10 protein-coding genes are annotated in these 12,584 nt (G+C 49.7%); 4 read left to right on the top strand and 6 right to left on the bottom strand.

Annotated elements, in window-relative coordinates; all coding sequences use genetic code 11:
* Positions 1-151 precede the first annotated feature (151 nt).
* Positions 152-1,417, bottom strand: a complete 1,266-nt coding sequence (alaC, locus tag H8K29_RS00245; protein ID WP_186895928.1) for an alanine transaminase — start codon at positions 1,415-1,417, stop codon at positions 152-154.
* A gap of 190 nt (positions 1,418-1,607) precedes the next feature.
* Here alaC and H8K29_RS00240 point away from each other — a divergent pair, with 190 nt between their 5' ends.
* Positions 1,608-2,483 (top strand): Dyp-type peroxidase, encoded by an 876-nt coding sequence (locus tag H8K29_RS00240; protein ID WP_186895927.1) that lies wholly within the window; start codon positions 1,608-1,610, stop codon positions 2,481-2,483.
* Here H8K29_RS00240 and H8K29_RS00235 read toward each other — a convergent pair.
* The gene (locus H8K29_RS00235) at positions 2,442-5,360 is read right to left on the bottom strand and encodes an EAL domain-containing protein (protein ID WP_186895926.1); all 2,919 of its coding nucleotides are present in this window, start codon (positions 5,358-5,360) and stop codon (positions 2,442-2,444) included. The genes H8K29_RS00240 and H8K29_RS00235 overlap by 42 nt on opposite strands.
* A gap of 409 nt (positions 5,361-5,769) precedes the next feature.
* Between H8K29_RS00235 and H8K29_RS00230 the strand changes: the two genes are divergently transcribed.
* Positions 5,770-6,084 carry a metal-sensitive transcriptional regulator gene (locus H8K29_RS00230; RefSeq protein ID WP_186895925.1) on the top strand — a complete coding sequence of 105 codons (315 nt, stop codon included), beginning with the start codon at positions 5,770-5,772 and terminating at the stop codon, positions 6,082-6,084.
* 58 nt (positions 6,085-6,142) lie between these two features.
* Here H8K29_RS00230 and H8K29_RS00225 read toward each other — a convergent pair whose 3' ends face one another.
* Positions 6,143-7,663, bottom strand: coding sequence for a B12-binding domain-containing radical SAM protein (locus H8K29_RS00225; protein ID WP_186896556.1), 1,521 nt, complete (start codon positions 7,661-7,663; stop codon positions 6,143-6,145).
* A 229-nt stretch (positions 7,664-7,892) separates the two neighbouring features.
* On the opposite strand from H8K29_RS00225, the gene H8K29_RS00220 reads away from it, so the two are divergent.
* Positions 7,893-8,216: a hypothetical protein gene (locus H8K29_RS00220; RefSeq protein ID WP_186895924.1), complete on the top strand. Its 324-nt coding sequence runs from the start codon at positions 7,893-7,895 to the stop codon at positions 8,214-8,216.
* 205 nt (positions 8,217-8,421) lie between these two features.
* Complete coding sequence (locus tag H8K29_RS00215) at positions 8,422-8,637, top strand: SlyX family protein (RefSeq protein ID WP_317889223.1); 216 nt, start codon at positions 8,422-8,424, stop codon at positions 8,635-8,637.
* 117 nt (positions 8,638-8,754) lie between these two features.
* On the opposite strand, the gene H8K29_RS00210 is transcribed toward H8K29_RS00215, so the two are convergent.
* The 3 genes from H8K29_RS00210 to H8K29_RS00200 form a co-directional block, all read right to left on the bottom strand.
* Positions 8,755-9,720 (bottom strand): MBL fold metallo-hydrolase, encoded by a 966-nt coding sequence (locus H8K29_RS00210; protein WP_186895923.1) that lies wholly within the window; start codon positions 9,718-9,720, stop codon positions 8,755-8,757.
* Between the two features lie 131 nt (positions 9,721-9,851).
* Positions 9,852-10,715 carry an HDOD domain-containing protein gene (locus tag H8K29_RS00205; protein WP_186895922.1) on the bottom strand — a complete coding sequence of 288 codons (864 nt, stop codon included), beginning with the start codon at positions 10,713-10,715 and terminating at the stop codon, positions 9,852-9,854.
* A gap of 45 nt (positions 10,716-10,760) precedes the next feature.
* Positions 10,761-12,428, bottom strand: coding sequence for a methyl-accepting chemotaxis protein (locus tag H8K29_RS00200; protein ID WP_186895921.1), 1,668 nt, complete (start codon positions 12,426-12,428; stop codon positions 10,761-10,763).
* Positions 12,429-12,584 lie beyond the last annotated feature (156 nt).

Genomic DNA, 12,584 nt, shown 5'->3' with positions numbered 1-12,584 from the left:
ACCGCGCACAACAGATGCCTGGCGCTGATCTGGTGAAGATAAAAATATCGCTGGTGTTCGTGATGTTGCTGGTATTACTTATCGCTGATTGCCGGAAAAAAGTAAGGGCAATCTGCCCTTACTTTTTTATCAGTCACAGATCAGCCATAGTTTAGCCGATCAGACCGTCTTCTTTAAACATGTGCTTCAGACCACGCAAAGCCTGACGGATGCGCGATTCGTTTTCGATCAGCGCAAAGCGCACATAGTCGTCACCGTATTCACCGAAACCGATGCCCGGTGAAACGCAGAGTTTGGCTTTTTCCAGCACTTGTCTGGCGAATTCGAGTGAGCCAAGATGACGGTAATGTTCAGGGATATGTGCCCAGATATACATCGATGCTTTCGGCTTATCGACCATCCAGCCTATGTCGTGCAAACCTTTGACCAGCACATCGCGGCGATTCTGATACTGATCGCGAATCTCGTGCACACAGGTCTGATCGCCTTCCAGCGCGGCAATCGCGGCGACCTGCACCGGCGTAAAACTGCCGTAGTCGTGATAGCTCTTGATCCGTGCCAGTGCCGCGACTAATTCTTTGTTGCCGACCATGAAGCCGATGCGCCAGCCCGCCATGTTATAGCTTTTCGACAGCGTGAAAAATTCCACCGCCACGTCACGCGCTCCCGGCACCTGCATGATGGAGGGCGCTTTCCAGCCGTCATACACGATGTCGGCATACGCCAGATCATGCACCACCAGAATATTGTGTTCTTTGGCGAGTTTCACCACGCGCTCGAAAAATTCCAGCTCGACACATTGCGCGGTCGGATTCGACGGGAAACCGAAAATCATCATTTTCGGTTTTGGATAAGTTTCGCGTATCGCGCGTTCCAGTTCGCTGAAAAAATCCACATCCGGGCTCATGCGTATCGAGCGGATATCGGCACCGGCAATCACCGCGCCGTAGATGTGAATCGGGTAGCTCGGATTCGGCACCAGCACGGTGTCGCCTTTGTCCAGCGTCGCCAGCATCAGATGCGCCAGACCTTCTTTTGAGCCTATGGTGACGATGGCTTCGGAATCAGGATTCAGATCGACGGCGTAGCGGTCTTTATACCAGCGCGCAATCGCACGGCGCAGGCGCGGTATGCCTTTGGAGGCCGAATAACCATGCGTATCGGGGCGTTGCGCGACTTCGACGAGTTTATCGACGATGTGTTTTGGCGTCGCGCCATCAGGATTGCCCATCGACATATCGATGATGTCTTCGCCACGGCGACGGGCGGCCATCTTGAGTTCGGCCGTGATGTTGAACACGTAAGGCGGCAGACGATTGATGCGAGAGAACGAAAATTTTGGCGAGGAAGCAGGCGTGGATGCAGGTGTATTTTCACCCGTTGAACCCCGGCCCGGCGGAGTAAGTGTGTTTGTCATGATCAGTTTGTGTGTGGTTAACGTAGCGCCCGGAACCGTCCGAGCGACGTGGAAGCGCGAACTTCCTTTTTTATTGTACCCACCAAATCAATATGTTCACAAGGCTTTTGTAAAGCGATGACTGTCAAAAAAAGAGGCATACGTTATGCTGTGGACATTGATCAATTTTGACAGAAAGACGGAGAAAATTATGTCGCAGCATCAGGCAGCAATCGTGCAGGATTTACCTTTGCACGCGGTGTATCTGAGTTTTGCTTTACAGGAAAGTGCGAGCCAGAGCGCGGTACGAGGGGCTTTGCAGCGATTACAAACGCTCGCTGACGGTGAACATCTGGTGATCGGCATCGGTGCTTCGCTGGCCGGATTTTTACAGGTCGGCATACCTGGCTTGCGCGAATTCACCGGCATCGCAGGCAGTAAAGTGCGTTTGCCAGCAACGCCAGCGGCGTTGTGGTGCTGGTTGCGTGAAGATGAACGCGGCGAGTTGTTGCATCAGCAAATCCGCTTGCAACAGGCATTGGCAGGCGCGTTTGTTTTGCAGCAAAAAACGGATGCGTTCAAATATGCCGGAGGCCGCGATCTCAGCGGTTATGAAGACGGCACAGAAAATCCGCAAGGCGATGAGGCGCTGGCGGTAGCGATTGCAGCCGATGGCAGCAGCTACGTCGCGATACAGCAATGGGAACACCGTTTTGAACGTTTGCAGGCCATGCCGCAAGCGGAACAGGACGATATGATAGGGCGGCGTAAAGACGACAATGAAGAATTGGAAGAGGCGCCGGAATCGGCGCATGTGAAACGCACCGCGCAGGAAAATTTCGAGCCGGAAGCCTTCGTGATGCGCCGTTCTATGCCGTGGGCAGATGGCGCGCGCGGCGGTTTGTATTTCGTCGCATTTGCAACTTCTTATGCGGCGTTTGAAGCGCAGTTGCGTCGCATGTCCGGTGCTGAAGATGGTATAACCGATGCGTTGTTTCAATTCACGCAGCCGCAAACCGGCAGTTATTTCTGGTGCCCGCCGCTGTTATCCGGTAAAGCCGATCTGCGCTTGCTCGGTGTGGGCTGAATGTTCTTGTTCTAACAAGCACATAAATTCTTCCATCGGCAAAGGTTTGGAAAACAGATAGCCCTGAAATGCCGTGCAGCTGTGTTTAATCAGAAATGCACGCTGGGCGCTGGTTTCCACACCTTCTGCAATAACGTTCAGACCGAGATTGATGCCCAGTGCGATGATGGCGCGAACGATGGTCGCATCATTTTCATCGTGGCTCAGATCCCGTACAAATGACTGATCGATTTTCAGCTGATTCAGCGGCAGTCGCTGCAGATAGGCTAATGAAGAATACCCGGTACCGAAATCATCCATAGAAAAAGCGATACCGAGTTTTTTCAGCTCGCGCATTTTTTCTGTAGTGGCATCGATGTTGTCGAGAATGGCACTTTCGGTCAGCTCAATTTTAAGCAGTGCAGGATTAATCTGATGCCGTGCGACGATCTCACTCAGTGTTTCGACAAACGACGTGAGTTGAAATTGTTTGGCACTGACATTCACTGCCAGGCTCAGGTTTGCGGTGGCGGCTGATTTTTCCCATTGCTTCAATTGCGCACAAGCGGTTTCTAACACCCACTGACCGATAGGAATGATCAACCCGGTTTCTTCTGCCAGAGGAATAAATTCAGCCGGCGAGATGAAGCCGCGATCCGGATGCCACCAGCGTATCAGTGCTTCAGCTCCCAGAAATTTACCGTCAGCATTCACCTGCACCTGATAGTAAAGCTGGAACTGGTTCTGTGATAATGCCAGTCGCAGATTCGATTCCAGCAGCATGCGCACCAGTAATATCGCCTGCATTGCCGGATCGAAAAAGCGAACGGTATTTCGCCCGGCTGTCTTGGCTTCATACATGGCGGTATCGGCTCGCTTGAACAAGTCTTTGACCGTGATTTCGTCACCCTGAAATAAGCACACGCCTATGCTGCTGGAACCATGATGTTCAAAATCGGCAATCTGGTATGGTTCACTCAGAATCTGGCGGACTTTTTCTGAAATTTTATCTGCCTGAATAATCGCTTCTTTTCTGTCTGCACTGAGTTCTTCAAGTATGACAACAAACTCATCGCCACCTAATCGGCCAACGGTGTCGCTTTCGCGTATGCAACTGCTTAAACGCTTTGCTGTTTCTATCAATAACAAATCGCCCGCATCGTGCCCACGGGTGTCGTTCAGATTTTTGAAGTTATCCAGATCGATGAAAAAGATGGCGCTGTGACTGCTGTTGCGCTGACGAACAGAAATCAGATGTTCCAGGCGATCCATCAGCAAGCGGCGATTCGGTAACTGCGTCAGTGAATCGTAAAATGCGAGTTTACGGATATCTGCTTCATAACTTTTGGAAAGACTGATGTCGGTGAATGAGGCAACATAGTTGCTGATTTCCTGGCCTTCCATGATGGCTGTCAGTGTCAGCATTTGCGGGAACGCTTCGCCATTGCGGCGGAGGCTCCACAATTCTCCGTTCCAGAAATGTTTCTCTTTCAATGAGTCAAAAATCCTCTGAAAAAAAGCGCTGTCCTGCTCATCGCTTCTGTAAACCGGGGGGCGTTTTCCCAGCATATCTTCTGCGGTGAATCCTGTGATCCGGGTGAATGCCTGATTAACTTTCAGAATTTTCCAATTAGCATCGGTGATGAAAATACCTTCTTGTGATTCGAAGGTGCAGGCAGCGATATGCAAATCTCTTTCTGCTTGTTTGCGGTCTGTAATATCGCTGAGAAAACAATGCCAGAGCATAGCGCCATCGGCTTCGCGCTCAGGCAGTCCATCGACAAACAACCAGCGTACACTGCCATCAAGGCGATAAAAGCGAAATTCCGTTTGCCATGGCGACAGTTCTCGGGTTGCCTGTGCGAGTTGTTGTCTGGCTGTCTCGACATCACGAGGATCGATTCTGTCTATGAGCTGTTGCGCGTTATCTTTGACGTCTTGATGACTGACTTCTAACATCTGCAAGATGCCGATACTGGCGTAAGGGATACTCGTGGTTTTGTCAGAACGTACCCGGTATTGTATTGCCAGGCCGGGCAGGCGGGACGTCACTTTATTGAGCCGCTGATAGGTTTCGTTTATTTTTTTACTGGCGATCGCGTTTTCTGATCGCATGGCGTTGATCATCAGAGCAATCAAGGCAATCGTGCTCACATACGCCCAGACCACAACCAGACCGGACGCCTCGAAACTGGAAAACCTGCCGAGATTATTCGATGCGGCCCAGGTCGAGAATATGGCCAAGGCCAGGCTGATGCTGCTGACCGTCAGCAGACTGAATCGCATCGCGGCCCAGATCATCATGGCGACAATCACGAAACTGAGACGCAGATAGTTATACGGCGACAAAAAAACGAACCAGTTCGCAGCTACGAGCAGAATCAGAAACATCAAAATTTCTTTTTTATGCTCAAGTGCACGTAAAGAGTGTCGCGATATTGCAAGTAACACCGGGCTGGCCAGTAAAGCACCCACGGTGTCACCGGCAACCCAGATGTACCAGGTGCTAACGGTGAAGGGTTTACCAGACAGAATGCTTAAAGCCAGTGTGCCAAATGTCGCAGAAATCATCGCGCCGGCCAGCGAAGACAGCGTAAACCACAGTACATCGCGGCGCGCCGCAAAGTGCAGGTCGAAATTTTTTTTATGAAGCATCCAGCAGGTCGCCGCAGGCCCTGTCGTGGAACCGATGGCAAGTAAGATTGCTTGATAAATGGATAATTTCCACCATAACTCCGTGAGCAGAATCGCGATGAAAATTGCTGGAATCATCACTTTTCCGTAGCGAAAAATAACGGCAATCGCGACACCTGCAGGCAACCAGAGCAGGCTGAGATTTGAATCGCGATAAGTAATGGAGATTGCCAGGCTGCAAGCGAGAAAATAGATCAGTATCACTGACAGTATCCGGGGAAGCGACTGCTTTGATCTGAAGCGGGCAAACAAGCTGGGGTTCTGCGTCTTTAACATGAAAATTGAATGATGACTAAGCCTGGCTATTATGCGTTATAACGGCAATGAATTGAGTTGGGACATTGCCGGAATTTTTTGTGCAGACATAAAGAACTGATGTCTCTCTTTTGATGTATCTCTTTCTTAGCGGAATGAATCATTCTAATAAAATGATGCTGCGGGTTCTGTCTGAGTCTGATCGGTTCTTTTGTGCAGAATGCTGTCCGGCATTTTTGCGTGTGTCGCATGAGGCGACACAGTTTCCTTGTCTGGCTTGAATGCTGTTAGCATACTCGGTAGAGTATAGGGGATCATGCCCGTATAACTCATATAAACACTACTCAGGAGAACGAAGATGGCAGATACTCCCCCATTAAAGATAGTTCCAGGGAATGCGTTAAGCGATGCACAGAAAAAAGATCTGATGCACAGACTGGCGCGTATCGAAGGTCAGTTGCGCGGTGTGCAGAAACTGATTGCCAAGGCGGATACGGCCGACGATTGTGAAGGTATCGCCCAACAGATGTCGGCGGCGCGCAAGGCGCTGGATCGTTCTTTCGTGACTTTGCTGACGGATTCTGTTGTTACTCAGGCTGAAAAAGCGAAGACGACGGCGGAAGCCATTGAGGGCAGCAAGCGCCTCGCAGCGCTGTTAGAAAAATTCGCCTGATGTTTGCCAATGCCACAGACGCTGCTTGCCTGAAGCATCAGCGTTTGTGAGCCTGTATTCAGGCAGCGATATGTCTGCTTTGGCGTTGCGGAGTGGCTTTTGCCGTCGTTTTTTCTGCTACGGGTTTACTGCTGCTTTGTTTGTGCTTGGCATCACCAGCATAATCGCTGGATACCAGCGCCAGCGCTGCTTCTCTTTCCATGCCACGTTCTTCCTGTAACCATTTGCTGACCAGGCCGGCCAGACGATCAAGGGCAATTCTGTGGGTGGCATCTGTACTCGTGTAAATCCAGTCAGAGAAAGCCAGGAAATTTTCAAATGGCGCTTCGGCCAGAATGACAGGGAGGGTGTTTGCAAAGCGTCCCGAGTTAGCCACCATGTCCCAGTAACGCGCAAAGCGCACCAGTTTTTGCATGTCGGCGAAGGGAACATCTTTATTCGCCAGTATCGTGTATGGTGGTTGCGGATCAAATACTAAGCCGAATGCTTCGGTATGGCGTATCACGGGTGTTCCGCGTAAGCGTTTCAAAATGCCGAATTGAATTTCATGCGGCCCGAGCGCAACCAGCTTGTTGAAACCCGCCGCAAAACTTTGCATCGTTTCTCCGGGCAGACCAGCAATCAGATCGACATGCAAATGAGCGTGCGAGTGTTCGCATAACCAGCGTATGTTCTCTGCCGCCTTGTCATTATTTTGCTTGCGACTGATCAGGCTTTGCACTTCAGGATTAAAACTCTGAATGCCGATTTCAAATTGCAGTGTGCCTTCGGGGAATTTTTGTATTCCTTCTTTCAGGGCGTCGGGCAAATGATCTGGAACCACTTCAAAATGCGCAAACACCGGGTCATCTGGTGCGGCTGCCAGCTTATCCAGAAAAAACTGCATGATTTTCAGGCTGGTTTTGATATTCAGATTAAATGTGCGGTCAACAAATTTGAATAAGCGCGCGCCACGTTGATACAGACTTTCCATCTCAGCCAAAAAAACATCGATATCAAACGGCCACGCGGTTTTATCGAGCGAGGATAAACAGAATTCGCATTTGAACGGGCAACCGCGTGAGGCCTCGACATACAAAGTGCGGTGGCGGATATCCTGATCGCTGTAGAGCTGATACGGCAGGCGGATATCATTCATCGGTGGCTGCAGCCCGGCATGAATTTTCATTAAAGGTTGCGGGCCGCGCAAAATTTGCTGACACAAATTGGCAAAGCTGATATCGCCCCAGCCGGTAATCACGTAATCAGCAAGACGGATAATTTCCTGATCGCCAGTTTCGTGCGACACCTCTGGTCCGCCAAGAATGACGATGACCTCAGGCGCCACCCGTTTCAGAATCGCAACGATCTGGGTAATCTCGACCACATTCCAGATATAGACGCCAAAACCGACGATGAATTTTTGTTCGGGTTGGCGATAGGCAAGAATTTTTTCCACCACGTCAGTGCTACGTGCACCGATGACGAATTCATGAATCTTTGTCTGTTCCTGTAACTCTCCCATATTTGCGAGCAGATAGCGTAGCCCCAGTGAAGCATGGGCATAGCGGGCATTAAGGGTCGTCAGCAGGATAGTCATGGAGCGGAAAGCGGGCGGAAAGCCGCTATTGTACGCTGGGAGCGGTTGATGCGGATTCATACCCGCAACCGCAGTGAAACGGAGGTGTTGGAAAGCATAGGATGCATTCTTTATTCCGGATATTTGTAATTTCAATCCTGCGTTTCTGCAGTTCGTCGCATACCGCTCGCTGCTGGACAAATGATCTTCTACAGTACACACATCAAACAACCACTGAAGGAGAAATAAAATGAAATCATCACTGAAAAACACCACAATTTTTGCAGTTGCTATGTGTGCTGCAGTCTTTATCAGCGGCAGCGCTTTCAACACTGTTAAGCATGGTACGCAGAATAAAATCCAGACCGTCACCATCACTGCGAAGGCAATGACGGAAGCACAAAAACTGGCTTACGACGCTGAACAAAATGGGATACAAACTGTCGTGATTTCTGCGAAACGTCTGACGACAGAGCAAAAAATCGCTATGGATCAGCAAGATCAGCAAGATCAGCAAAATCAATTCAAGCAACAATCTGTCGCAGAGAAAAACAACCGTCGCACTGCGATCTGAGGATGAACACAGATGATGTATGCATTCTTAAAAAATGGCGGGCAATCAGGGGTTGCGACTAACTAGCACGGGTGCGTTTTTAAAACAAAGTGATGCACCTGATTTTTGTAGTGGATTGCTTTGCTTTGAAAACATGCCGAAACGTGAATTTTTTGTCGCCCCCAGTATGTGGCATACTGTGACCCCTTTCCTATCAAGTGGTTGCATGATGAATACCGAAGAACGTCTGATTGATCTGGAAATCCGTTTGTCACGGCAGGATGATCTGGTGGATACCCTGAATACGCAGGTGTATCGCCAGCAGAAAAAAATTGATGAGCTGGAAGCTTTGTGTGCTGCGATGGCAGGCCGTATCCGTGAACTGGCTGTGATGGCGAGTCAGAAAAATACGGTACTCGATGAAAGACCGCCGCATTATTAAATTTCCACTCAGCATTGCCGGTTGCTGAAAATACGGCAGATAAAAAAAGGACGAAAGCCGCAAGGCGATTTGTCCTTTTTTGTTGTTGCCTGCGCTATGACGCAGGCACGAAGCTGATTATGGCTGTGGTGCGTAATTTAATGGTGCCCAGGCATAGCCTTTACCTTCTTTGCGCACATAGCCCAGACCCGGGAATGCCAGATGTGCCGCGCCTACCAGATAAGACTGTTGTGCCGCATCGGCATAGCTTTTCTTGCGTTCAACAGCCGCAGCTTTCGAGTCAGAATCAAATTGTATCGTGATAGATGGATTCTCAAACTGTACCGCTGCCACATGCATCAGATCCCCCCACAGTACCAGTGTCTGCCCTTTGCTTTCGATTTTATAAGTGCTGTGGCCTGCGGTATGACCGTGAGCTGGTATTGCCTTAATACCAGGAACCAGTTCTGTGGCGCTGTCGAAGGATTTGAATTGTCCTGCTTTGACATAAGGGTTCAGTGATGCCATTGCGCCTTGAAAGTAGCCTTTACTTTCTTGTGGCGCTTTGTCCAGATTGGCCTGACTCAACCAGAAGTCAACATCATGCTGATCAGCGCGTACCACTGCGTTCGGAAAGACCATTTTGTCGCCGTTCATCAGACCGCCGACATGGTCAGGATGCATGTGCGTGATGTAAATTTCATCGACTTGTTCTGGCTGATAACCCGCAGCTTTCAGGTTGGCCTGCATTTTTCCCAGAGTCGGACCAAATAATGCGCCAGCGCCGGTATCGATCAGTATCAATTTGCTGCCGGTGTTGATCAGATAAGTATTGACAGAGGTATCCAACGGGCTGTGCTGGTGCAATTTACCGAGTGCTTTATTGACTTTTGCCGGCGTGGTGTTTGTCAGCAACTTATCGACAGGAAGTTGTACCGTGCCGTCTGAAATTGCCGTGACTTCAAAGTCACCCAACATCGTTCTGTAATAACCCGGTGCAGCAGTTTTTACCATAGGTGCGGCTGCATAGGCCGTGCTGACGGAGAGTGTCAAGGCGCTGGCAGTAGCAAGGATTCCTGCAGATAACAGATGTGAAACTTTCATTTGTTCTTCCTTCAAAGTCATTGGTCGGGCAAACATGGGAAGCTGATTATGCCGAATAAATGCAAAGCCTGCAGACGACCAGTCTATTTTTAGTGGGCTGCTATGATTGACCGGGCTGGTTATGCAAAAAATCAGTGGATCAGCGCCTCGGTCAGGGAATCAAGGTCTTCTTTCGATTCATCCAGAATCTCTTGTAAAGATTTTTCTCCGACCATGAAGTCGATTTTACCGGTGTTCGCTGTCAACTTCGTCTGATGGCGTTGCTTCAGCGGAGAGACCGTATCGGTAAGGTGATTCGCCAGTAATAAGGTGTCACCCAGGCTGACTGGTGGAAATACAGGGGCTCCATGCCAGCAGCTTTCTATGCTGCTCATGACCCGCTTGGGAATCAGCAATTTTTGCAGCACTGCGCGGGCAATTTCCAGCTCGTGGGATTGGTCTGCCGACGGATAATCGATCTCTGTTCTGCTTTCTAATAATGCAGGAAATTCTTCTGCTCGCGACAGTAAATAGAAACCGCCAACTTCATGGACAACACCGGCAAACAGTGCAGTTTCAGGATCAATTTTACTGACTTTACGTGCTAACAGATGCGCCATTGCAGCGACGGTTGCGGAATGCACCCACAGATATTCCATCTTTTCCCGGATGGCATTATCGGAAATTGCCAGACATATCTGGCGCATGATCACGGCGGCGACAACGGAACGTAAGGTGCTGAATCCCAGAATGGAAATCGCCATGCGGACATTGGTAATGCCACCGCCAAAACGGCTGTAGGCGACGGAATTGGCGACGGCAATGACGCGGGCGGCGACCAACGGTTCCTGAATAATCAGTTTCGCGATCTCGTCTGTCCCGTATTTCGGTTCATCAAGCGCTTCCTGAATTTTTAAAGTAGCCCGGACGTTGGCGGGAAAAACCAGTTCGCCCGAGCTGATCTGTGCAACGATATTACGTAATGCTTCTGACTTTATAACTGCTGACTTCTTCATATCTGCTGACTATCGTCTGTTTTTCTAGACGTCTGATGGTGGGAGTCATGTTTTCATCCCTAGAGTTTTTACAATTGCTCCAGCCGTCGCAGAAAGCAGAGACATGGGTGTAGCCGTGTCGGTGATTTCTTTCTGCACCCGCTGTACGGGACGATGTTGACGTCCGTCTGTGTCGAGTTTAAATGCAGATACCGCACGTGCAAGATTGCCTGCCTGTTCTTCCATACTTTCTGCTGCTGCGGCGGCTTGTTCTACCAGCGCCGCATTTTGCTGAGTCATTTCGTCCATCTGTGTGATCGCACGATTGACTTCTTCAATACCGGAACTTTGTTCCTGACCTGCTGCGGTGATTTCAGCCATGATGTCCGCCACATGTTTAACGGAACGGACAATTTCATCCATGGTTTTGCCCGCTGCTTCGACTAACTTGTCGCCAGTTCCGACTTTTTCTACTGAATCACCGATCAGGGTTTTGATTTCTTTGGCGGCGTTGGCACTGCGTTGTGCCAGATTCCGGACTTCGCTTGCCACCACGGCAAACCCGCGCCCTTGTTCTCCGGCACGAGCAGCTTCTACTGCGGCATTGAGCGCCAGAATATTGGTTTGAAATGCAATTCCATCAATCACACTGATGATGTCGACTATTTTACGCGAACTTTCTTTAATCGAATTCATGGTGTGAACAACTTTGCCGACCTCTTCGCCGCCTTTGACCGCAAAATTAGATGCCGAAGTCACCAGCGCGTTTGCCTGACGAGCATTGTCTGCATTCTGGCGCACGGTTGCGGTGATTTCTTCCATGGAGCTGGCCGTTTCTTCCAACGCGCCTGCCTGTGTTTCTGTGCGTGATGAAAGATCAGCATTGCCGGTTGAAATTTCGACCGACGCAATGGCGATGGCATCCGTGCCTTGTCTGACTTCGCTGACAATGTGATAAAGATTGTCGTTCATTTCTTTCAGCGCCAGCAGCAGTTCGCTGATTTCATCATTGCCTTCAGGTTCTGTATGAAAAGATAACTCACCGGCGGCGACCTGCTTCGCAATTGCCACTGCTTCGCGTAATGGTGCAGTGATACTGCGTGTGAGTAACACAGAAAAAGCGATGCCTGCGCATAAAACCAGCAACGCCATGAGCACCAGTGTTCCTATGGTTTTGTTTGCAGAACTTTCCGATTGCGCCGCCAGTTCAGCCGAGGCGGCATCTTGCAATGCAACCAGCTTGTTAATTTCCTGCAGTGCTTTTTGTTGCAAAGGATCGATCTGCGTGGAGATAACTTTGACCGCTTCTTCACCATTAAACGACAGCAGCATTTTGAATGCTTCCTTGGTCGGGCCATCGACTTGTTGATCTAAGCTGAGCACGCTATCGAGAATTTTTTTCTCTGCATCGTTGAGCCCCAACGCTGTTAATTTCTGACGCGCCTCGTTAAATGCATTCTGCTGATTTTTGACGATCAGTTTTTGTTTGTCGATTTCAGCCAGATCTGTCTGCAATCCTATATTCCGGATTGCCATACCACCTTCCAGCATGCTGCTTCTCATTTTTGCTGCCAGTGCTGTTTTGCTATGAGACAGTTCTATGCCTGTCAGCATCTGTTGTCGGTTGCGAGCACTGAGCGCGCTGCCGATAACGAGCATCGCAATCAAAGAAACCAGGATAACGCCGAAACCAGTTGCGAGACGTGTTCCGATATGAAGTTGGCGGAGATTCATTTTGGCGTCCTTTGAGTAATTTTAATCAAATGATTGCATCTAAAATAACGTCCGTGAAATAATCGATCCGGTTCAGGTATCGCCTGTGACCGGACTTTATCGTTCACTCAATGCTGTTCAATCTTTTAAGCAAATGCAATGCCAGAAGCATCGTGT

The organism is Undibacterium sp. CY21W, assembly GCF_014284265.1.
GTDB lineage: Bacteria > Pseudomonadota > Gammaproteobacteria > Burkholderiales > Burkholderiaceae_D > Undibacterium > Undibacterium aquatile.
Note: the sequence above shows the minus strand (reverse complement) of the source record. Positions and strands in the feature narration are given on the sequence as shown.